Source organism: Arthrobacter sp. 01T419 (genome assembly GCF_056398865.1).
In genome coordinates this window covers 85,016-105,948 of the sequence record NZ_JBFTQF010000004.1, presented here as the reverse complement: position 1 = coordinate 105,948, position 20,933 = coordinate 85,016, and the positions used below count along the sequence as shown (strand labels likewise).

Here is a 20,933-nt window from a genome sequence, read left to right as displayed (position 1 = left end):
CAGCATGACCGGCCGGGGCCCGGAACCCAGCCCTGCGATCCACCCATTTCAACCCAAGGAGTCCACGTGACCTCGGTCAGCCTGGGAATGCCATCAGCCCCGCCCCCCGTTCTCGCGCCCCGCCGCAAGACCCGCCAGATCAAGGTAGGTTCGGTGGGCGTCGGCTCGGATTCGCCCATCAGCGTGCAATCGATGACCACCACACCCACCACGGACATCAACGCGACGCTGCAGCAGATCGCGGAGCTGACCGCGTCCGGCTGCGACATCGTGCGTGTCGCCTGCCCTTCCGCGGACGACGCCGAGGCGCTTCCGATCATCGCCCGGAAGTCGCAGATCCCGGTGATCGCGGACATCCACTTCCAGCCGAAGTACGTCTTCGCCGCGATCGAGGCAGGCTGCGCCGCGGTCCGCGTCAATCCGGGCAACATCCGCAAGTTCGATGACCAAGTGAAGGAAATCGCGAAGGCCGCCAAGGACCACGGCACGTCCATCCGGATCGGCGTCAACGCGGGATCCCTGGAGCCCGGCATCCTGAAGAAGTACGGCAAGGCCACGCCGGAAGCCCTCGTGGAATCGGCCGTGTGGGAAGCCTCGTTGTTCGAAGAACACGGCTTCCACGATTTCAAGATTTCGGTCAAGCACAACGACCCCGTGATCATGGTGGCGGCCTACGAGATGCTTGCCGAAAAAGGCGACTGGCCCCTGCACCTTGGCGTGACCGAGGCCGGCCCCGCGTTCCAAGGCACCATCAAGTCCGCAACGGCCTTCGGAGCACTTCTGTCCCGGGGTATCGGTGACACCATCCGCGTGTCTCTCTCCGCGCCGCCGGTTGAGGAAATCAAGGTAGGCAATCAGATCCTGCAGTCCCTCAACCTGCGCCCGCGCAAGTTGGAAATCGTCTCCTGCCCTTCGTGCGGACGCGCCCAGGTGGACGTCTACACGCTCGCCGAGCAAGTGACCGCCGGACTTGAAGGAATGGAGATTCCCTTGCGCGTCGCCGTCATGGGTTGCGTAGTGAACGGCCCGGGTGAGGCTCGCGAGGCCGATCTGGGCGTTGCTTCCGGAAACGGCAAGGGGCAGATCTTCGTGAAGGGTGAAGTCATCAAGACTGTTCCCGAGAGCCAGATTGTTGAGACACTGATCGAAGAGGCCATGCGTATCGCTGAAGAGATGGGGGAGGCCGATGGCGAAGGTGCTGTCAAGGGTAGCCCCGTGGTTAGCGTCTCGTAGTAAAGACGGAACCGGACTGGACGGTATCACCGTCCGGGTGCTCGGCGCGGCCGACACCCAGTCCCTTCGCGCGCTCGCGATGGAAGACGCTGTAGCAAACGTCTTCATTTTGGCGCACCTTGACTCGTCGGGGAGCGCCGCCCCCACCTCCGGCGGCGCGAGCGTCTTTGGAGTGTTCGACGGCGATACGCTGGTGGGTGCCTGCTGGGCCGGTGCCAATTTGGTTCCGGTGCAGCTGGACCCGGAATTGGCTGCCCGGGTGGCCTCGGCTGCACACCGGGCGGGCCGTCGCTATGCCTCGATCTTCGGGCCCGCGGAGTCCGTGCTGGCACTTCACTCCCGGCTGGAGCAACTGGGTCATTTCCCCCACGAGGTTCGCGCCGACCAGCCGCTTCTGGCAATATCGGGGCCACCTGCTGTCGAAGCCAATCCGCAGCTCGGCTTCGGAGACATCGCGGACTTTGACCGGATCCTGCCCGCATGTGCCGCCATGTTCGAAGAGGAAGTGGGCTATTCGCCTTTCTTGGGGAGCGAAGACTTCTACAGCCGCCGTGTTGCCGGGCTGATCCGGCAAGGCCACTCCTTGGTGCACATCGACGCAGGAACCGTGAAGTTCAAGGCCGAACTCGGTGCCGTCACGGAGCAGGCAACCCAGGTCCAGGGCGTCTGGATGAACCCCGAGTTCCGTGGCCAAGGACTCAGCGCCGGGTACATGGCGGGAGTGGTTGTCCTCGCCCAGCAGTTCGCGCCGATCACCAGCCTGTACGTCAACGAATACAACACCAGGGCGCGCGCCACGTACGAGCGGGTCGGTTTCCAACGCCTCGGAACCTTCGCCACGGTCCTGTACTGACCGGTTCTGTAGTGCCCGACCCAACTGACCCGCAGTAGTTGTCGTTTTGACGCCTCATAACGACAACAAATGCGAGCTACTTGGGGAGGGCGAGTTCGCCCGTGAGGTAGTGCTGGACGTTCGGGGCCACGAGCCGGACCACCTCGTCCTGGGAAGCCGACGCGAGTGGTTCGAGCCGGACCACGTAGCGCATCAGCATGAGCCCCACCATTTGCGTGGCAACAAGGTTTCCGCGCATCCTCGCTTCCTCGGGTGAGCCGGGAAGTCCGGAGGTGATCCTGGAGAGAATGGTCCTGGCCACCATCTCCCGCAGCAACGCGGTCTTGGCCTTGGACCCGATGGTTCCCCTGACGAAGGCCACGAGTCCGTGTTGCGCAGGGCTTTCCCACAAGCGCAACACAGCACGGACGATCGCTTCCGAGCGCTTCGCCGGATCCATCGATTCGACGCCGGCAAGCACCTCCGCAGGATCCGCCGGTAGCTCGACGCTCTGGGCGAAGAGCTCGTCCTTGCCCTTGAAAAAGTGGTGGACCATGGCCGGATCCACCTCGGCTTCGCGGGCCACTTGTCGCAGGCTGGTGCCGTCGAATCCATGCTCGGCGAAGAGCCGGCGCGCAGTCGCCAGGATCAGTTCGCGCGAGTCACTGCCGCCGCTCCGGCGTCCCCGCCGCAGGGGAGGCAAGGCGCTGCTCATGCGGTCCGCCGTCGGAGGGTGAACGAGGCCAGGACCAAAACTCCCACCACGATCGCCGCCATGACGCCGGCGTCTTGCCACATTGCCTGCGTGGCTTCGGCGTTGCCGGCGATCTGTTGGAGGGCGTCTACCGAAAACGTCAGTGGCAGAACGTTGGAGATGCTCTCGAGGACTTCGTTCATGTGTTCCCGTGCGACGAAGAGCCCGCACAGCAGGATCTGAGGCACCACCACTACCGGCATGAATTGCACCGCTTGGAATTCGGTCCGGGCGAAGGCCGAGCACAGCAGGCCCAGCGCGACTCCCAGCACCGCGTTGATGACGGCAATCAACACCACGTAACCCGGACCGCCCTTGATATCCAGATTGAAGATCCAATAGGCCACAGCCGTGGCTACCAAGGACTGCAGTGCGGCCATGATCGAGAACGCCAACGCGTAGCCGAACAGCAGATCGGCTTTGTGGATGGGCGTCGTCAGCAGCCTCTCCAAAGTCCCCGAGGTCCTTTCCCGCAACATCGTGATCGACGTGACCAGGAACATCACGACAAACGGGAAGATGGCCAGCATCATGAGACCCACGCGGTCAAAGGTCCGGGGGAATCCGGGTGGCAAGGTCTCGTTCTCGTAAAGGAAGTACACGGCCGTGAGCAACAGCGCGGGAACAACCATGATCAGCGCGACGCTTCGGTGGTCGTGCCGCAGCTGCTCCAAGACCCTTCTGGTGGTGGCAAACATCATCCGTGGGTTCATGACGCCACCTGGCTTTCATTGGCGCTCCGACGGTGCGCAGCAGTGTCCGTTTCGCGGATGATGTGCAGGAAGGCCTGTTCCAGGTCGTTGCTGTGTCCCCGCTTGCTGAGTTCGGCCGGACTGAGCTGCGCGAGCAGAAGTCCGTCGCGGAGCAGGAGCAGCGAGGAACAGTGGGAGGCCTCTTCCATGACATGACTGGAGACCAGGAGGGTGGTTCCCGATTCCGCCATGACAGCGAACCGTTCCCATAATTCGGCACGAAGTACTGGATCCAGGCCCACTGTCGGTTCGTCGAGGATCAGCAGCTGCGGATGTGAGACGAGCGCGCATGCCAGCGAGACCCGGCTGAATTCACCGCCGGACAAATCTGCCGTCTTTTGCCTCGCCAATGTTTCGAGCCCGACGGCGGCAATCGCCTCCGCGGTGTCCGCCGCCGTGGCGCCGTGCATGGCTCCGAGATATCTGACGTTCGCTTCGACGCTGAGGTCCGTGTAGACGCTCGGCGCCTGGGTGACGTATCCGACGTCGTGCCGCAACGATGGTGTGCCGGCTGGTCGGCCCAGCACCTCTATGGTGCCGGCGGTGAGTCGTTGTACCCCGACGATGCCGCGCATGAGGGTTGTCTTGCCGCTCCCGGAGGGGCCGAGGAGGCCCGTGATACGGCCTGGCTCGATGGCGAAGTCCAGGCCACGCAGGATCCTCTTGTGGTTGCGGGTGACATGTAGGCCCTCCGCTTTGACCGCAGGGCGCATGCCCGGGGTGTTGCTTCCTGATGCGCTGTGGGACATCGTCGCCTCCGGGAATAATTTATTCATCAGGTGATGAATAAAAGGTAGACCCGGCACCGGTCGGGGTCAACAAATATTGATTAGTCCAAAGCCTTGAAAATTGCGGCCGGTATCACATAGGTTCGGAACCAGCCGTGTCGTTGGGGCGCGGATGGTTTCAGAGAGGAAACACAAACAAATGGCTGTAAGCGTGGATCTTTCGAAGGCACTCGACAAGGCATTTGAAGACAAGTCGCTTAAGGAGATTCTGGACGCATCTCCGGCGGCGCTTGCGGGTGTCACCGATGCAACCGCTGAGAAATTGCAGGAAGCCCTGGGAATCAAGACCATTCGTGAACTCGGTAGCAACAAGTTCTTCGCAGTCGCGGGCGTTCTGGTTGCCCTGGAAGGCAAGGCTGACTAAGCCTCCAGGACAGCGCCCGCGGCCGACCGGCCGCTGAGCCACGCCATGGCAGGATGACCAGCCGCCCAGCGGCCAGGGGCTTCCGCCGACCATGGCGTGGCTCATCTGCGTTTGGGGTTGTGCAATGAGGGAAGGGCCGGGTCTGCACTCACGAAGGGGCCCGGCGAGTGGTCCGGCTGTAAGCCGGTAGATTAGTACGCAGTAGTTTTTGCCAGCTCTTGCCATAGAAACGGATTCTGACCCGTGGTCCTTCGCCTCTCCCAGCTGTTCCTGCGCACCCTGCGTGAAGATCCCGTCGACGCCGAAGTCGCCAGCCATAAACTCCTGGTCCGTGCCGGCTACATTCGCCGCGCAGCACCGGGCATCTACACGTGGCTGCCTTTGGGATTGAGCGTTCTGCGCAAGGTCGAACAGATCATCCGCGAGGAAATGGCCGCCATCGGCGCCCAGGAAGTCCATTTCCCGGCTCTGCTGCCCCGCGAACCCTACGAGGCCACCAACCGCTGGACCGAATACGGCGAGGGGCTGTTCCGCCTCCACGACCGCAAGGGTGCCGATTACCTTCTTGCCCCCACCCACGAGGAAATGTTCACCCTCCTCGTCAAGGACCTGTACTCCTCGTACAAGGACCTGCCGTTGAGCCTGTACCAGATCCAGAACAAGTACCGCGACGAAGCACGCCCCCGGGCCGGCCTCCTCCGGGGCCGTGAATTCATCATGAAGGACTCCTACTCCTTCGACGTCGACGACGCCGGCCTGGATGCGAGCTACGCAGCCCACCGCGCCGCGTACCTGAAAATCTTCGAGCGCCTTGGGCTCGAGGTCATCCCCGTTGCCGCCACTGCGGGCGCCATGGGCGGATCCAAGAGCGAGGAATTCCTGCACCCCACCGAGATCGGCGAGGACACTTTCGTGCGTTCGGCAGGCGGCTATGCGGCCAACGTCGAAGCGGTGACTACGGTGGTTCCGGCCGAGATCGACTTCAGCAACGCTCCTGCCGCACGCGTCCTGGACACTCCGGACACGCCCACCATCGAAACCCTCGTGGCAGCAGCCAACCAGCTCGCGCCCCGCAGCGATTCCGACGGCGGCGCCTGGACGGCCGAGGACACCCTCAAGAACGTGGTCCTCGCCGTCACGCTGCCCACGGGCGAGCGCCAGATTGTGGTCATCGGCGTTCCCGGCGACCGGGCCGTGGACCTCAAGCGCGTCGAAGCCAACATCGGTTCCTTCCTGCCCATCGCGGGGGAGATCGGACTGGAAGCGGCCAACGAGGAAGACCTCAAGAAGATCCCGGAGCTCGTCAAGGGCTACATCGGCCCCGGGCTGGCCCTCGGAGAAGCCGTACTGGGACTCGAAGGCACGTCCAAGCTGCTCTTCCTGGTTGATCCGCGGGTTGTTTCCGGCACCAGCTGGGTCACCGGAGCGAACGAAGACGGCAAGCACGTCTTCGGCCTCGTGGCCGGCCGCGACTTCGCTTGGGACGGGGTTATTGAATGCACTGAAGTCCGCGCCGGTGACGAAGCCCCGGATGGCTCCGGCCCCCTGGAGACTGCGCGCGGCATCGAAATGGGGCACATTTTCCAGCTCGGCCGTAAGTATGCCGAAGCCCTGGACCTGAAGGTCCTGGACCAGAACGGCAAACAGGTTGTGGTCACCATGGGCTCGTACGGTGTCGGCGTGACCCGCGCCGTGGCCGCCTTGGCGGAGGCCAACAATGATGACCGTGGCTTGATCTGGCCGCGCTCCGTCGCCCCCGCGGACGTCCACGTGGTCGCCGTCGGGCGCGGTGAGGAAATTTTCGCGGCGGCTGAAAAGCTCTCCGCCGAACTCGAGGCTGCAGGCCTCGACGTGATTTACGACGACCGCCCCAAAGTTTCCCCGGGCGTGAAGTTCGGTGACGCCGAGCTCGTGGGCGTCCCCACCATCGTGGCGGTCGGCCGTGGCTTGGTGGACGGTGTTGTCGAGATCAAGGACCGTCGCACTGGTGAGGCCGAAAACGTGGCAGTCGAAAAGGCTGCCGACTACGTGGTCAACACCGTACGCCAGAAGTGATCTCCGGCTTCGAGTCGGTCCAGCTCACCACACTCATCATGATCGTGGTGGCTGGATTCGCAGCCGGCTGGGTAGACGCAGTGGTGGGCGGCGGGGGACTGATCCAGCTTCCCGTCTTGCTCCTGGTTCCGGGGATTACTCCGGTCCAGGCGCTGGCCACCAACAAAATGGGCTCCATTTTCGGGACAACAACCAGTGCCGTCACCTATTACCGCCGGGTTGGCCCTGACCTCAAGACGGCCATACCCATGGCGGTGATTGCCCTCGCGGGCAGCTTCGGCGGCGCCGTCTTGGCGGCCAATCTTCCCGCCAGTGTCTTCAAACCCATCATCGTGGTGGCCCTCATCGCCGTCGCGCTCTTCACGGCCCTGCGACCCAACGCCGGAGAACTGACGGCGCTGCGCCATGACGGACACCGGCACTATGTTGTTGCCTGCGCCATCGGTGCCGTGATCGGGTTTTACGACGGTCTGATAGGTCCCGGAACAGGCTCGTTCCTGGTGATTGCCCTCGTCACCGCCATGGGCTATGCCTTCCTCGAGGCCAGCGCCAAGGCGAAGATCGTCAACATGGCCACCAACGCCGGGGCGCTCTTGTTCTTCCTGCCGCACGGATCCCTGCTGTGGGGCGTCGGCGCGGTTCTTGGGCTGTCCAATATGGCTGGCGGGTATCTCGGCGCCCGGACGGCCGTGAAGCAGGGCAGTGGCTTTGTGCGCGTGGTGTTCCTGATCGTGGTTGGCGCGTTGATCATCAAGCTCGGCATCGACGTCTGGCACGACTACTTCGCCCAGTAGCCGTGCTGGTTCCCGCCGGCGATGGCCCGCGGGAAGCCGCGGGCGTAGCATGCACTCATGTGGGTCGATTCCAGCGACTATGAGCGGGCTCTCGAACGTGCATGGGAGCATACCCGGGAGTGGCTGAGAGCCTTGCCTGGGCGGCATGTAGGGCCAAGCACCACAGCGGATGACGTCACGGCGGTCTTCGGGGGCCCGCTTCCAGCCAGCGGACTGGACCCCGCGGCGGTGATCGATTTCCTCGCCGAGCACGCCGAGCCCGGGCTGATGGCCATGCAATCGGGGCGCTTCTTCGGTTGGGTTATCGGCGGTACAGTGCCGGCTGGCATGGCCGCGGACTGGATGGTTTCAGCCTGGGACCAGAACACCGGCCTGCGTTTCGCCACACCCGCCACCGCAGGGATCGAAGAGGCCGCAGGGCAATGGCTGCTCGAGCTGCTCGGCCTCCCTGAAGGGTCCGACGTCGGATTCGCCACTGGCGCCAGCATGGCGAATTTCACGGCACTTGCGGCGGCCCGGTGGCGCCAGTTGTCCAACGCCGGCTGGGACGTCAACATAGGGGGACTCCAAGGGGCGCCGAAACTGCGCGTCCTCGTCGGAGCCGAGCGGCACGAGAGCCTGGACATGGCTTTGCGATTCTTGGGGCTGGGGACTCCTGAAGTTGTCCGGGCGGACCACCAGGGACGGATCGACCCCGCCGATCTGCGGAACGCGCTGGAGGCCGACCCCGGACGAGGACCGACCATTGTGTGCCTCCAAGCCGGGAACCTCCACTCGGGAGCCTTCGATTCTTTCCCTGAGACGATTTCGGCAGCCAAGAATCACGGCGCGTGGGTCCACGTTGACGGCGCCTTCGGCCTGTGGGCAGCAGCTGTACCGGGACTACGGCAACTGGTCGAGGGGGTTGAGTCGGCTGATTCGTGGGGAACCGATGCCCATAAGACCCTCAACGTGCCTTACGACGCCGGAATCGTTGTGGTGCGCGACGTTGAAGCCCTTCGATCGGCCATCGGCATGCACGCCGAATACCTCATGCAAGATGATCATGGTCCCGGCGACCCCATGGAAAAAGTCCCCGAGCTGTCCCGCCGGGCCAGGGGAGTGCCTGTGTGGGCGGCCCTGCGGTCCTTGGGTGGCGACGGCGTGCGGCAGCTTGTCGCGGGACGTGCGGAGTGTGCTGCGGAATTGGCCCGGCGGCTTGCGGAAGTGCCGGGCGTGGAAGTGCTCAACGACGTGGTGTTCACCCAGTTGTCCCTGGCCTTCGGTTCCGACGAGCGGACGCGGGCCGTCACGGACTACATCATGGCCGACGGGAGGGTCTGGATGTCGGGTTCACGATGGCAAGGCAGGGATATCCTGCGTGTTTCGGTGACGAACTGGTCCACGGATTCGGCCGACCTCGATATTGCCGTGCAAGCGATCAGGGATGCGCTGGAGGCCACGGCCTGAGCCAAGTGGCCTTGCCGCCGGACCCTACTCGGATGCAGCCTGCCCCGGTTCGGGCAGATCGTGCGCCGCCGGGAGGCCGTCCAGGGGCCGACCCGCGAGCGTGCTGGCCACCCACAAGGAGCGTGCTAGATCGCCTTCATGCTTTGGCTTGCCTGCGTACCAGAGGGCGTTCTCGACCTCGCGGACCACGCTCCATTCCCGTGCTGCCTCGCCGTCCAAGCCAGCCGCGCTGCTGAAATCTGCGCAACGTTCAAGGAGCGCGAGTTCGGGAGCCGTTCTGGAGAGATCGCGGATACGGTTCCACAGGATCGGGGCGACGGCGAATTCTGCCTCCCCGATCATCGGCTGCGGATCGATGGCCACGTATCCGCGGCTCCCCATGGGCTGCTGGCCGTTAAGATGCGGGAGGATGTTCATGAAGTGCAGATCGCAATGCACTAGGACGTCCCTGCCCCCGCGGCGTCCAACGGCGCCCCGGGTCTGGCACACCTCCAACGCGGCTTCAAGGAGCCAGCGGGGAAAAGGCTGGCCAAGTTGCTCCCAGTCGGCAGGCAACTCATCGCTCCAGCGCTCGGCGCGGGCCGCTATGTGCTCAAACTCTTTCCATTCGGGCCGCTCGTCCGGTTCGATGCTGAGTTCCTTCACGAGCGATCCCCAGACGTCGCGGGCCTCCTCCATCGGAGCGCTCTGTAGCCAGCTGACAGCGTCGAGCCGCTCCAGGAGCATCGCGCAAGAGGCGGCATCGGCGTCGAGCAGCCTCACGGCTCCGGTGCCTCCCCACAGGGCCAGCGCATGCCGTTCAACAAGGGCCTCCTCGTGCGGAAACGCAATCTTGAGCACCGAACGGGCGCCGTTGTAGAAGACCGGAATGACGATGCCGCCGTGGCCATTCCACGGTTCCACGCCGGGTTCCAGGTCAACGGACAGCTGCCAGCGTTCCAAGCTGGCATTGATCAGTCCGGGCAGCCCTGAGAGCCACGCCCGCCCCTCCGCTGTGCGGGAGTAGCGTGCCTGGAGGTCGCCAGGGATCGAAACGAAGGTAGTCATCACTGTCAGCCTACCCAAGCCGGTCCGGGTGTGGTTCAGACCACTCCGGTGGAGCCCAGGAGGCTTCCGATGAAGAACGTCGCGGCAAGCGCAAGGGCTCCGCCGATGACGACGCGCACGGCGGCGCGGGTCTTCGAGCTGCCGCCGATCCACGCTCCTATGGCTCCGGTGATCGCCAGCGCGAGCAGCACGGAAATGAAGGTCAGCGGGACACGCAGCCCCGGGGGCGGGAGCAAGATTGCGAGCATGGGCAGTACCGCGCCTAGGGTGAAGGCAACCGCGGAGGCGAAGGCCGCATGCCATGGACTGACGATGTCGTCTTCGTCGATGTTCAATTCGGCGGATAGGTGAGCGGCAAGGGCATCGTGCTCCGTCAATTCCAAGGCCACTTTCCGAGCGGTTTCAGGCCGCAGGCCCTTGGCCTGGTAGATCGCAGTGAGTTCGGCAAGCTCTTCCTCAGGCTGCTCGGCCAACTCCCGGCGTTCCTTCTCGATGAGGGCCTTTTGGCTGTCGCTTTGGCTGCTGACGGACACGTACTCGCCCAGCGCCATGGAAACTGCGCCACCGACGAGTCCCGCCGCGCCGGCCGCGAGGATGGCACCGGTGCTGGTTGTTGCTCCAGCGACGCCCACCACGATGGCGGCAACGGAGACAATTCCATCGTTGGCGCCAAGGACGCCTGCCCGGAGCCAGTTGAGGCGGTGGGCAAGATCATTGGCATGTGGTTCGTTTTCGTGCAGGGCTGCAGTTTCAGTGGAAGCCATGGAACAAGCCAAGCACTTGGAGGCCTCAGCCGCCAGCAAAGAAAGGCTTTCCTATGGAGCCGGGGTGCTCGACGGGAGCGGAGGCAGGGCGGCGCTATCAATCGAAAGTCCGGCGAAAGGTCCAACGGGAGTTCCCCAAGCTTGACTGCGCTTGGCCGCGTCGACCAGCCCGTCGATGGCCCATTGCCGCGTCTCAGCCTCTGACAACGCCACAAGGTCGGCATAGGCGGTCAGTGTGCTGGCCTCCATGCTTCCCAGCGCTACCCCGGGTTTGGCGGCGAAGCTAGCCGGCAGGCGGTAGCCAGCTTCCCTCGGTGGGGTAGCGGCGCAGTGCAGCCTGCCTTGGGCTTCCGCTCCGCGGAGCAGTTCCTGATGACGGTCCAGCCACGTGGCCGCAGTCGTGGATGCCTTCGCGTCCAGCTTGGTCAGGGCCACTTGGTACGCATAGATCGCCTCCTGTTCGGAGCTCACGACGGCGGCGATGGCTGCGGGAAGATCAGCCCGGGCGGATGCAGTCCCGGGGGTCGGTGCGGCTGTTGCTGACGTTCCGGGCAGGGCCGGGCAGCTCGGGGGCGGGATAGGGGCGGTGGTCGCCTCGGCCTGGGTTGCCGGTACCGGCAGACCCCAGATTGTGGCCAGCCTCGATGACTCGAGCAGTTGGGAGGTCCCGACGGCGGCAAGCAGCCGTGCCATGCCGCCGTCGGCCTTCGCGGCGTCCGCTAAGCGACGGGAAGCGCTCGCGGAGAGTGCGGAGACGAAAGCGGTCCGGTTTGGGCGGTCCTGCGTAGGACTGGGGCTTGAGGAGCCAGGGGCTGGGGACGGGGTGCCTGGAGACGCTGCCGGTCCGGAGGGCGGCAGAAGCGCCTGCGCCTGACGTGTCAGCAACGTCACGGAATCCGCCAGTCCACTGCCACGGGACGCTTCGCTCGCCGCGGCGCCACCCGGCGTCGTGCCCTCCAACAGGGATGCGCTGCCCAGAAGCGACTCGGTCGCGGAGAAGGCTTCGGAACGGGCGGTTTCGGAAAACGGCACCGCTTGCGGCTTTCCGGCGTCGCGGGGGACCAGCACGGCTCCGACTCCGACAATAAGGACTGCCAGCAAAGCCAGAAGAACGGCTCTCGTCCAACCGTGGATTCGTGGTTTTTCAGCAGTCTCGTGGTTCACAACAGACCATGGTGTCACGCCCACGGGCAACTTGCGTCCCGCGCCGTTGGTGCCGGGACGTTTGCGGGCTGGGAAGACGACGCTCGACGCCGCAAATTCCAGCGCCCACACCACACCGTGCACCAAGGCGCCGCAAATGTCGTTAAGCTAGTAGTCACAACATCATCTATCGGGAGGCGGCTGGCCAGTGAGTCATTCGGAAGCCACGACTTCAACAGACCAGGCTGGAATGGATCCGACGCATCCACCACAACACGAGGTCCGCAACCCGGAGGAGAGCAGGCTGAGGGCCCTTTTGGAGCCCGCCGTCCTGGCAAGCCGGCTCTATCTTGAGGATGTTGCCATCCAGGTTGCCGGTTCGCACCGGGTAGTCCATGTGGTCATCGACCTACCCCAGGAAGAGACCGGTGGCGTCAGCCTGGACGTCATCGCGGACGTCTCCAGAGCACTTTCGGACATTCTGGACAACGATCCCAAAACGGACGCCCGCCCCTACGACCTCGAGGTCTCCTCGCCCGGCGTCGGACGGCCGCTCACGGAGCCCCGCCACTGGCATCGCGCCCGCGGGCGCATGGCTAAGGTCAATGTGATCCAGGGCGACAACGTGACGGGCCGGATCCAGTCCGTTGACGACGACGGCGTCACGCTGGTTCCAGAGCAAGAGGTCAAGAAGGGGATGAAACCCAAACAGGGTGACCCCGTGAAGATTCCTTTCGACAGGATCCGCCAAGGAAAAGTCGAGATAGAGTTCAGCCACCTCCACGAGGCCGGGCTGGAAGACGAGTACAACGGACCTTCCGAGGAGGCCTAATGGATATTGACATGAGTGCGCTGAGACTCCTGGAGCGTGAGCGTGAAATCCCGCTGGACCTCCTGATCCCCACCATCGAGCAGGCGCTCTTGGTGGCCTATCACAAGACGCCGGGCGCTTTCGAGAAGGCCCGCGCAGAGCTGGACCGCAAGAGTGGCCACGTGACCATTTGGGCTACGGAAATCGACGACGACGGCGAAGCCGTCGGCGAGTTCGAGGACACCCCCGCGGGGTTCGGGCGCATCGCAGCGAGCACTGCGCGGCAAATCATCCTGCAGCGGTTGCGCGACGTTGAGGACGACAATGTCCTGGGCGAATTCAAGGGCCGTGAGGGCGAGCTCGTCGCCGGCCTGATCCAGCAGGGCAACAACCCGCACATGATCCAGGTGAACCTCGGTTCCGTGGAAGCCTTGCTGCCGCCGCCCGAACAGGTGCCGGGGGAGAAGTACACCCACGGCAACCGCCTGCGTGCTTTTGTGGTGGATGTCCACCGCGGCGCCAAGGGACCTTCCATCACGCTGTCACGTTCACACCCGGGCCTCGTCCGCAAACTTTTCGAACTGGAAGTTCCGGAAATCGCTGACCGCTCGGTCGAGATCGTGGCGCTGGCACGCGAGGCCGGGCACCGGACCAAGATGGCTGTCAAAGCGAACACCCCCGGCATCAACGCCAAGGGCGCTTGCATTGGTGAAATGGGTTCGCGCGTGCGCGCCGTCATGACCGAACTCAACGACGAAAAGATCGACATCGTCGACTTCAGCGAAGATCCGGCGACGTTCATCGCCAACTCGCTTTCGCCGTCGCGCGTGAATTCGGTCACTATCACCGATGAGGCCACACGATCCGCGCGGGTGGTGGTTCCTGACTATCAACTGTCCCTCGCCATTGGCAAAGAAGGCCAGAACGCCCGGCTTGCAGCCAAGCTGACCGGCTGGCGCATCGACATCATCTCCGACGCCGCTCCGGCCAAGGGCAACTAAAGCTAGCCGGGGATGCCTGGCCCCGGATCCTCGCACCATGTGGATTCGGTGGCCGGGCCTCCGGGGGCTTAGACTGGATGGAACCGGGCCTACGTCCGGTGTCCGTGCGCTTTGGCGTGCTCGTGACTTGTGAGGCAACAATCTCAACAAGGCGGGGCAAGCCAGGGAAAGCAGAACCGCAAAGGCAGGAAAGACACTGAGGCAGGTTGATACACCCAGTGGCTGAACTGCTTCACACCAGGCGCCAGCCTGTGCGTACCTGCATCGGATGCCGGAAACAAGGCAGCCGGAGTGAGTTGATCCGGCTCGTCGCCGAAGGCGGCGGGTCACCCGTCGTCCTGGTGGATGAACGACGCCGGATGGCTGGCCGGGGTGCGTGGCTGCACCCCAGCAACACATGCCTGACGCTGGCAACCAAACGGCGTGCTTTCGCAAGGGCCCTCGCGGGCGCAAGCGAAGCCACCGCCGTCGAACGCTACTTGGCGGCAGTCATGCCCCCTGCGGACACCCGCGTGAAAGCAGGAAAACCGTCCAAACCTGAAAGCGGGTCAGAAAACTGATGGAAACCCGATGAGTTCCCAGCGATGAGTGCGCAACGATGACAACTTTGTTGCGCTCTGCACAGGGCCTTTCCGCCGCATTCGTGGCAGGGGCCCGCAGTAAGAAGTAGACGGTTCGTGCCTGGCTCGGTGCGGACCGAGACAGGAGAAATGTGGCCAAGGTCCGCGTACATGAGCTCGCCAAAGAGCTCGGTATTACTTCCAAAGATGCAGTGACAAAACTGCAGGAATTGGGCGAATTCGTTCGCTCCGCCTCTTCAACAATTGAGGCTCCCGTCGTGAAGAAGCTTCGCGACGCCTACCCGGGCGCCGGCGCTGCAAAGGCCGCTGCCCCGGCAGCAGCCCCCGTTGCGGCCCCTGCTGCACCCGCACCATCCCGCCCGGCTCCGGGCCCCGCAGCGCCCAAGGCTCCGGTTCCTGCCCCCAAGGCTGAAACCCCCGCCCCGGCAGCGCCAGCGGCTCCGGCAGCTACCGCAAGTCCGTTTTCCGCCAAGCCGGGTGCCCGCCCGGCACCTAAGGCCGAAGCCCCTGCCCCGGCACGTCCGGGCAGCCAGGCTCCGCGTCCAGGCGGCCCCCGTCCGGGCAACAACCCGTTCGCGACCTCGCAGGGCATGCCCCGCGGACGTGGCGACGGCGAGCGTCCTCCCCGTCCGGGCAACAACCCGTTTGCAACCTCGCAGGGCATGCCCCGTTCCGGTGGCGGCCGCTCTGAAGGCGAACGTCCCGGTGGTCCGCGTCCCGCGGCCGGCGCAGGCGGTCCCCGTCCCGCAGCCGGTTCCGGCGGCCCGCGTCCGGGCGCCCCGCGTCCCGGTGCTCCCCGTCCGGGCGCTCCGCGTCCCGCCGGTGGCCCCGCAGGAAACCGTCCTACTCCGGGCATGATGCCCAACCGCACCGAGCGTCCCGCTCCCGGTGGCGCAGGCCGTCCGGGTGGCGCAGGCCGCCCCGGTGGTGGCGGCCCCGGCCGTCCGGGTGGCGCTCCTGGCGCAGGCACCGGTGGCGGAGCTCCCGCCGGCGGTGGCTTCGGCAAGGGCGGCCGCGGACGCGGCGGCACCCAAGGTGCCTTCGGCAAGGGTGGCGCAGGACGCGGCAAGCAGCGCAAGTCGAAGCGTGCGAAGCGTCAGGAACTGGAGCAGATGAGTGCTCCGTCGCTGGGTGGCGTATCCGTACCCCGCGGCGACGGCAACACCGTGGTCCGGCTCCGTCGTGGCTCGTCCATCACGGACTTCGCCGACAAGATCGAGGCGAACCCCGCAGCACTGGTGACCGTGCTCTTCCACCTTGGTGAAATGGCAACGGCTACACAGTCGCTGGACGAAGACACCTTCGGCCTGCTCGGCGCTGAACTCGGCTACAAGGTCCAGGTTGTCTCTCCGGAAGACGAAGAGCGCGAGCTCCTCGACTCCTTCGACATCGATCTCGATGCCGAGCTGGAAGCCGAAGGCGACGACGTCCTCGAACCGCGTCCCCCGGTTGTCACCGTCATGGGTCACGTTGACCACGGTAAGACCCGGCTACTCGATGCCATCCGGAAGACCAACGTGGTTGCCGGCGAACACGGCGGCATCACGCAGCACATCGGTGCCTACCAGATCAGCCACATGCACGAAGGCACTCCGCGGGACATCACCTTCATCGACACCCCCGGCCACGAGGCGTTCACCGCCATGCGTGCTCGTGGTGCCAAGGTCACCGACATCGCCATCCTGGTTGTCGCAGCCGACGACGGCGTCATGCCGCAGACGGTGGAAGCACTCAACCACGCCCAGGCGGCCAACGTGCCGATCGTCGTCGCGGTCAACAAGATCGACAAGGACGGTGCGAACCCGGACAAGGTCAAGGGCCAGCTCACCGAGTACGGCCTGGTTCCCGAAGAATACGGTGGCGACACCATGTTCGTTGAAGTTTCTGCCCGCCAGAACATCAACATCGATGAACTGATCGACGCGGTCCTGTTGACCGCAGACGCCGCCCTGGACCTGCGCGCCAACCCGGACAAGGACGCTCGAGGCATTGCCATCGAAGCGAACCTGGACAAGGGCCGCGGTTCCGTGGCCACCGTCCTGGTCCAGTCCGGTACCCTGGCCGTCGGCGACACGATCGTGGCCGGTACGGCCCACGGCCGCGTCCGTGCCATGTTCGATGAAGATGGCAACGCCCTCGACATCGCGCTCCCGTCCCGTCCGGTCCAGGTCCTGGGTCTGTCCAACGTACCGCGTGCAGGTGACACCTTCCTGGTGACCTCCGACGAGCGTACGGCCCGCCAGATCGCCGAAAAGCGTGAAGCAGCCGACCGCAACGCGGCACTGGCCAAGCGCCGCAAGCGCATCAGCCTGGAGGACTTCGACAAGGCTGTTGCCGAAGGCAAGATCGACACCCTCAACCTCATCCTCAAGGGTGACGTTTCCGGTGCCGTCGAAGCCCTCGAAGACGCCTTGCTCAAGATCGACGTCGGCGACGACGACGTTCAGCTGCGCGTCATCCACCGCGGTGTGGGTGCCATCACGCAGAACGACGTCAACCTCGCAACGGTGGACAACGCCATCATCATCGGCTTCAACGTCAAGCCCGCCGAGCGCGTGGCTGACCTTGCCGATCGTGAAGGCGTGGACATGCGCTTCTACTCCGTCATCTACTCGGCAATCGATGACATCGAGCTGGCCCTCAAGGGCATGCTCAAGCCGGAGTACGAAGAAGTCCAGCTCGGTACCGCCGAGGTCCGCGAAGTCTTCCGTTCTTCCAAGTTCGGAAACATCGCCGGTTCCATCGTCCGCTCGGGCATCATCCGCCGTAACACGAAGGCACGCGTCAGCCGCGATGGCAAGGTCATCGGCGACAACCTCACCGTTGAGACGCTCAAGCGCTTCAAGGACGATGCCACTGAGGTCCGCACGGACTTCGAGTGTGGTATCGGTCTTGGCTCGTACAACGACATCAACGAAGGTGACATCATCGAGACCTTCGAGATGCGCGAAAAGCCGCGCGCCTAAGGTGTCCGTTTTGGGCGGGGTCGTCGGGTTTCCTGGCGGCCCCGGCCCGTTCCGCCGACATGGGGGCCCCGCCCCTTCGCTGGGTGGCTGACGTCTTGCGACGTCAGCCACCCAGCTCCGGCAGGCCCGATGCCACTCCCGGGCCCCCATATCGGCTCTACGGGCCTCAGCGGGAAGCTCGCGGTCTGCTTCGAAGCTTTCTCGGCGAGTCGCACCATACCGAACTTAAGTACGCAAGTTGCCAAGGCGCCGTCGTACGCAAATTTTAGGAGTAGAAATGGCTGATCCGGCACGCGCTGCCAAGTTGGCGCAGCGGATTAAGGTTGTTGTTGCTGAGGCACTGGGCCGGCGGATCAAGGATCCTCGGGTTGAGGGCATCACCATTACCGACGCCCGCGTCACCAATGATCTTCAGCACGCCACCGTGTATTACACCGTCTTCGGTGACGACAACGCCCATGCTGATGCGGCCAGGGCGTTGGAGAAGGCCAAGGGTGTCCTGCGCCAGGAAGTAGGCCGCAACATTACCGTACGCCTGACTCCTACCTTGGAGTTCGTCGCCGACCTCATCCCGGTCAACGCCTCGAACCTTGAGGAGCTGCTGCGCACCGCCAAGGAACGCGACGCCGAGGTGGCCGCGCTGGCGGCCGGCGCCAAGCACGCGGGCGATCCAGATCCGTACAAGAGCGACGCCCCGCAGGATGCGGACATCGACGAAGACGATTTTGACGAAGAAGACATCGACCTTCGCGCCGATGAAGAGATCGACGAAGACGGCGGCAAGTAGTCCACCGGCTTACTCAGCAGGGCCGGATCCGGCAGTCCCAGCGACTAGTGATCCGGTCCTGTTTGTTTAACCGTGAAAAGTCGCGTCAAAGCGGCGGGCGGTGGCTAAGATCGGAGCATGGCGGCGCACGATGCAGTTCAGAGTCCCGAGAACTACCTTGAACACGCCCTGCGGCTCGCGGTCCAAAACGTGGCCGACGGCGGCGGTCCTTTCGGCGCCGTCGTGGTCACCCCGGACGGACGGCTCCATGACGGCGTCAACCGCGTCACCCGTGACAACGACCCCACAGCACATGCCGAAGTGGTTGCGATCCGGAGGGCGGCGTCGGAACTGGGGAGCTTCGATCTCAGCGGCTCCGTGCTTTACTCAAGCTGCGAACCGTGCCCTTTGTGCCTCTCGGCCGCCCTATGGGGCAGGGTAAGCCGGGTCTACTTTGCCGCCGACCGGCATGGGGCCGCCGCGGCAGGCTTTGACGACGCAGTGTTCTACGAGTATTTCAACGGCATCCGCCCGGAACTGCTGCCCGTTCAACACACGGAAGTTCCGGCGTCGGAGGCTCCTTTCGATGCGTGGCGCGGCCACAAGAAGCGGACCAAATACTGAGCCAAACTTCACCAACAGGAGGCTGCCGGGTCTCAAGACCGCGCTGGGAGCCGCCCGACGCCGTCGAGCAGCTGCTGGTGATCGCCGCACAGCGCGATCCTGATCCAGCCCTCGCCGATGGAACCGAACGCGGTACCCGGCGCCACGGCCACCCCGGAATCGGCGAGGAACCGGCGCACCCAGGCACGCACGTCGCCGCCGCTCACATGAGAGACGTCCGCCCATAAATAGAACGCTCCTTGGGCGCCCAAGTAGGGGATGCTCTTCTCCGCGAGCACTGCCGAAGCGGCGTCCCGGTTGGAGCGGTAGTGCTCCCGCGCGGCATCCACGTAGTCCTGCGGTCCTGTCAAAGCCGCGACAGCGGCGTACTGCGAAGGCGAGGCCACGCAGGAAACGATCGCCTCCATCACGTTGTTCATCGTCCGCTCCAGGCCCGGCGGACAGATGAGCGCACCGATCCGCAGTCCCGTCAGTCCGTAGGTTTTGGACAAGGTCAGGGAGGTGAAGACCCGCGCTTCGCCGGGAACAGGGCTGTCGAAGCGGGCAGGGCTTGTGTGCGGAACCTCGAAAGTGAAGGCCTCGTAGCATTCATCTGAAATGATCCACAGATCCTGCTTGACCGCTAGTTCCACGAGTTGGCGGGTGACTTCATCGCCGATCACCGCCCCCAAGGGATTCGACGGCGAATTCAGGACCAAAACTTTGGTGCGGGGCGTGATCAGCGCCTCAATGTCCTCGATGCGGGGTTGGAACTCATGCTCTGGGTAGAGCGGATACCGCACCGGGACGGCGTGCAGCAAGTGGCTGGTCATGGCAAAGGTGGGATAGCCAGGATTCGGAATCAAAATCTCGTCGCCGGGGGAGAGGAGCAGGCTCATGGCGAAATGCAGTCCCTGCTGGGCACCGTCCACGACGTACACACGTTCTGCCCCGACGTCCACTTTGTTGTGGGCACGGAAGCGTTCGGCAAAGGCTTCCCGCAGGGCCGGGATTCCAGCATTGGGGGTGTAGTTGGTCTCGTCCCTGTCCAAGCACGCAATGCCGGCATCCAAGATGTGCCGAGGCAGCGCAAAGCCGGGCTCGCCGATGCTGAGAATGATCGCCCCAGGGGTTCCCCACGCGGCCTCGGTGATCTCGCGGATCTGGTTCACGGGCACTTCGCGGATGTGTGTGGCGAGCTGTGGCATGGGAGCCATCTTAGCCGCGGAGCCGTACCGCACCGGGACACTGCTCAGCAGGATGCATGTTCTGGCGCGGATATACTGGGAGGCGTGCTTTCTGGACTGGTAATCGTTGACAAGCCGCAGGGATGGACCAGCCACGATGTGGTTGGGCGGATGCGGCGACTGGCCGGTACCCGGAAAGTGGGCCATGCAGGGACCCTGGACCCCATGGCCACCGGTGTTCTGGTGCTGGGGATCAACAAGGCCACCCGGCTATTGACGTACATCGTGGGCACCTCCAAGACGTACTCCGCCACCATCCGGCTTGGCGAATCCACCATCACGGACGATGCCGAAGGCGACATCACCGAAAGCCGCACTGCCGCCGGAGTCACAGAGGAAGCCATCCGTTCCGGCGTCGCCCAGCTGACCGGGGATATCCAGCAGGTTCCCAGCAGCGTCAGCGCCATCAAGGTCAACGGCGAGCGCTCCTACGCTCGTGTCCGTTCAGGCGAAGAGGTCAAGCTCGCCGCCCGGCCCGTGACCATCCACCGTTTCGAGATCCATGCCATCCGCAGGATCGACGACGGCAGGGTAGTGGACGTCGATGTCACCGTTGAGTGCTCTTCCGGCACATACATCCGCGCGCTGGCGCGTGACCTTGGCCAGGCCCTCGGCGTCGGCGGCCACCTCACCGCGCTCCGCCGCACCCAAGTGGGACCGTACTCCCTGGAGCAGGCACGCACGCTCGAACAGCTTGCCGAGGACCTGGAAGTGCTCGAAATGTCTGCCGCTGCCCGCGCGCTCATGCCCAACCGCGAGCTGAGCGACGACGAAACCACCGAAATTTCCTTTGGACGGAGGATCGCCGCCGGGCTAACTGCGGGCACGGCGGAGGCTGCCACCGCTGAGAACCCCGCTGCCGCGTTCTCCCCGTCGGGAGAACTGGTGGCATTGCTGGCCGACGCCGGGAGTTTCGCCAAGCCTGTGCTGGTGTTCGCACCGGACAACGAAAAGCAGAACAACGAAAAGCAGGCCCAGTAACC

General features: G+C 64.5%; 20 protein-coding genes. 13 read left to right on the top strand and 7 right to left on the bottom strand.

Features of this window, described 5'->3' with window-relative positions:
• The first annotated feature begins 66 nt into the window (after positions 1-66).
• On the top strand, positions 67-1,233 hold the full coding sequence (gene ispG, locus AC1DLO_RS08275; RefSeq protein ID WP_184735892.1) for a flavodoxin-dependent (E)-4-hydroxy-3-methylbut-2-enyl-diphosphate synthase: 1,167 nt from the start codon (positions 67-69) through the stop codon (positions 1,231-1,233).
• Positions 1,187-2,086, top strand: a complete 900-nt coding sequence (locus AC1DLO_RS08270; RefSeq protein ID WP_476889162.1) for a GNAT family N-acetyltransferase — start codon at positions 1,187-1,189, stop codon at positions 2,084-2,086. Before ispG ends, AC1DLO_RS08270 begins: the two co-directional genes overlap by 47 nt.
• A gap of 76 nt (positions 2,087-2,162) precedes the next feature.
• Here AC1DLO_RS08270 and AC1DLO_RS08265 read toward each other — a convergent pair whose 3' ends face one another.
• The 3 genes from AC1DLO_RS08265 to AC1DLO_RS08255 are packed head-to-tail and all read right to left on the bottom strand — an operon-like array spanning position 2,163 to position 4,320.
• Positions 2,163-2,780: a TetR/AcrR family transcriptional regulator gene (locus tag AC1DLO_RS08265; RefSeq protein ID WP_476889161.1), complete on the bottom strand. Its 618-nt coding sequence runs from the start codon at positions 2,778-2,780 to the stop codon at positions 2,163-2,165.
• On the bottom strand, positions 2,777-3,520 hold the full coding sequence (locus AC1DLO_RS08260) for an ABC transporter permease (protein ID WP_476889286.1): 744 nt from the start codon (positions 3,518-3,520) through the stop codon (positions 2,777-2,779). The genes AC1DLO_RS08265 and AC1DLO_RS08260 overlap by 4 nt, the downstream gene beginning before the upstream one ends.
• An 8-nt stretch (positions 3,521-3,528) precedes the next feature.
• Positions 3,529-4,320 (bottom strand): ABC transporter ATP-binding protein, encoded by a 792-nt coding sequence (locus AC1DLO_RS08255; protein WP_476889285.1) that lies wholly within the window; start codon positions 4,318-4,320, stop codon positions 3,529-3,531.
• 178 nt (positions 4,321-4,498) lie between these two features.
• Between AC1DLO_RS08255 and AC1DLO_RS08250 the strand changes: the two genes are divergently transcribed.
• The 4 genes from AC1DLO_RS08250 (at position 4,499) to AC1DLO_RS08235 (ending at position 9,021) form a co-directional block, all read left to right on the top strand.
• Positions 4,499-4,723 (top strand): hypothetical protein, encoded by a 225-nt coding sequence (locus tag AC1DLO_RS08250; protein WP_184735882.1) that lies wholly within the window; start codon positions 4,499-4,501, stop codon positions 4,721-4,723.
• 243 nt (positions 4,724-4,966) lie between these two features.
• Complete coding sequence (locus tag AC1DLO_RS08245) at positions 4,967-6,778, top strand: proline--tRNA ligase (RefSeq protein WP_476889160.1); 1,812 nt, start codon at positions 4,967-4,969, stop codon at positions 6,776-6,778.
• Positions 6,775-7,572 carry a sulfite exporter TauE/SafE family protein gene (locus tag AC1DLO_RS08240; RefSeq protein WP_476914453.1) on the top strand — a complete coding sequence of 266 codons (798 nt, stop codon included), beginning with the start codon at positions 6,775-6,777 and terminating at the stop codon, positions 7,570-7,572. The genes AC1DLO_RS08245 and AC1DLO_RS08240 overlap by 4 nt, the downstream gene beginning before the upstream one ends.
• A gap of 57 nt (positions 7,573-7,629) precedes the next feature.
• Complete coding sequence (locus AC1DLO_RS08235) at positions 7,630-9,021, top strand: pyridoxal phosphate-dependent decarboxylase family protein (protein WP_476889158.1); 1,392 nt, start codon at positions 7,630-7,632, stop codon at positions 9,019-9,021.
• Positions 9,022-9,045: 24 nt separating this feature from the next.
• Here AC1DLO_RS08235 and AC1DLO_RS08230 read toward each other — a convergent pair whose 3' ends face one another.
• From AC1DLO_RS08230 to AC1DLO_RS08220, 3 genes are read right to left on the bottom strand one after another with little or no spacing between them, the layout of a single operon-like run.
• Positions 9,046-10,068, bottom strand: coding sequence for an aminoglycoside phosphotransferase family protein (locus tag AC1DLO_RS08230; RefSeq protein ID WP_476889157.1), 1,023 nt, complete (start codon positions 10,066-10,068; stop codon positions 9,046-9,048).
• Positions 10,069-10,103: 35 nt separating this feature from the next.
• Complete coding sequence (locus AC1DLO_RS08225; protein ID WP_476889156.1) at positions 10,104-10,832, bottom strand: VIT1/CCC1 transporter family protein; 729 nt, start codon at positions 10,830-10,832, stop codon at positions 10,104-10,106.
• A gap of 51 nt (positions 10,833-10,883) precedes the next feature.
• A complete protein-coding gene (locus AC1DLO_RS08220) occupies positions 10,884-12,110 on the bottom strand; it encodes a DUF4439 domain-containing protein (protein WP_476889155.1) in 1,227 nt (408 codons plus the stop codon).
• A gap of 73 nt (positions 12,111-12,183) precedes the next feature.
• On the opposite strand from AC1DLO_RS08220, the gene rimP reads away from it, so the two are divergent.
• The 6 genes from rimP (at position 12,184) to AC1DLO_RS08190 (ending at position 18,724) form a co-directional block, all read left to right on the top strand.
• On the top strand, positions 12,184-12,807 hold the full coding sequence (gene rimP, locus AC1DLO_RS08215; protein ID WP_476889154.1) for a ribosome maturation factor RimP: 624 nt from the start codon (positions 12,184-12,186) through the stop codon (positions 12,805-12,807).
• A complete protein-coding gene (gene nusA, locus AC1DLO_RS08210; RefSeq protein ID WP_476889153.1) occupies positions 12,807-13,787 on the top strand; it encodes a transcription termination factor NusA in 981 nt (326 codons plus the stop codon). The genes rimP and nusA overlap by 1 nt, the downstream gene beginning before the upstream one ends.
• 218 nt (positions 13,788-14,005) lie before the next feature.
• On the top strand, positions 14,006-14,347 hold the full coding sequence (locus AC1DLO_RS08205; protein WP_476889152.1) for a YlxR family protein: 342 nt from the start codon (positions 14,006-14,008) through the stop codon (positions 14,345-14,347).
• Positions 14,348-14,499: 152 nt separating this feature from the next.
• A complete protein-coding gene (gene infB, locus AC1DLO_RS08200) occupies positions 14,500-17,334 on the top strand; it encodes a translation initiation factor IF-2 (protein ID WP_476889151.1) in 2,835 nt (944 codons plus the stop codon).
• A gap of 277 nt (positions 17,335-17,611) precedes the next feature.
• Complete coding sequence (rbfA, locus tag AC1DLO_RS08195; RefSeq protein WP_476889150.1) at positions 17,612-18,121, top strand: 30S ribosome-binding factor RbfA; 510 nt, start codon at positions 17,612-17,614, stop codon at positions 18,119-18,121.
• A gap of 117 nt (positions 18,122-18,238) precedes the next feature.
• Positions 18,239-18,724: a nucleoside deaminase gene (locus AC1DLO_RS08190; protein WP_476889149.1), complete on the top strand. Its 486-nt coding sequence runs from the start codon at positions 18,239-18,241 to the stop codon at positions 18,722-18,724.
• Positions 18,725-18,756: 32 nt separating this feature from the next.
• On the opposite strand, the gene AC1DLO_RS08185 is transcribed toward AC1DLO_RS08190, so the two are convergent.
• Positions 18,757-19,911, bottom strand: a complete 1,155-nt coding sequence (locus AC1DLO_RS08185; RefSeq protein ID WP_476889148.1) for a pyridoxal phosphate-dependent aminotransferase — start codon at positions 19,909-19,911, stop codon at positions 18,757-18,759.
• Positions 19,912-19,995: 84 nt separating this feature from the next.
• On the opposite strand from AC1DLO_RS08185, the gene truB reads away from it, so the two are divergent.
• Positions 19,996-20,931, top strand: a complete 936-nt coding sequence (truB, locus tag AC1DLO_RS08180; RefSeq protein WP_476889147.1) for a tRNA pseudouridine(55) synthase TruB — start codon at positions 19,996-19,998, stop codon at positions 20,929-20,931.
• The last annotated feature ends 2 nt before the right edge of the window (positions 20,932-20,933 follow it).

What these genes read in the sequence shown, in the direction of transcription:
- AC1DLO_RS08270 (WP_476889162.1), top strand. Translation starts at nt 1,187, where the DNA reads ATGGCGAAGGTGCTGTCAAGGGTAGCCCCGTGGTTAGCGTCTCGTAGT.
- AC1DLO_RS08265 (WP_476889161.1), bottom strand. Translation starts at nt 2,780, where the DNA reads ATGAGCAGCGCCTTGCCTCCCCTGCGGCGGGGACGCCGGAGCGGCGGC.
- AC1DLO_RS08260 (WP_476889286.1), bottom strand. Translation starts at nt 3,520, where the DNA reads ATGATGTTTGCCACCACCAGAAGGGTCTTGGAGCAGCTGCGGCACGAC.
- AC1DLO_RS08255 (WP_476889285.1), bottom strand. Translation starts at nt 4,320, where the DNA reads ATGTCCCACAGCGCATCAGGAAGCAACACCCCGGGCATGCGCCCTGCG.
- AC1DLO_RS08250 (WP_184735882.1), top strand. Translation starts at nt 4,499, where the DNA reads ATGGCTGTAAGCGTGGATCTTTCGAAGGCACTCGACAAGGCATTTGAA.
- AC1DLO_RS08235 (WP_476889158.1), top strand. Translation starts at nt 7,630, where the DNA reads ATGTGGGTCGATTCCAGCGACTATGAGCGGGCTCTCGAACGTGCATGG.
- AC1DLO_RS08230 (WP_476889157.1), bottom strand. Translation starts at nt 10,068, where the DNA reads ATGACTACCTTCGTTTCGATCCCTGGCGACCTCCAGGCACGCTACTCC.
- AC1DLO_RS08225 (WP_476889156.1), bottom strand. Translation starts at nt 10,832, where the DNA reads ATGGCTTCCACTGAAACTGCAGCCCTGCACGAAAACGAACCACATGCC.
- nusA (WP_476889153.1), top strand. Translation starts at nt 12,807, where the DNA reads ATGGATATTGACATGAGTGCGCTGAGACTCCTGGAGCGTGAGCGTGAA.
- rbfA (WP_476889150.1), top strand. Translation starts at nt 17,612, where the DNA reads ATGGCTGATCCGGCACGCGCTGCCAAGTTGGCGCAGCGGATTAAGGTT.
- AC1DLO_RS08190 (WP_476889149.1), top strand. Translation starts at nt 18,239, where the DNA reads ATGGCGGCGCACGATGCAGTTCAGAGTCCCGAGAACTACCTTGAACAC.
- AC1DLO_RS08185 (WP_476889148.1), bottom strand. Translation starts at nt 19,911, where the DNA reads ATGCCACAGCTCGCCACACACATCCGCGAAGTGCCCGTGAACCAGATC.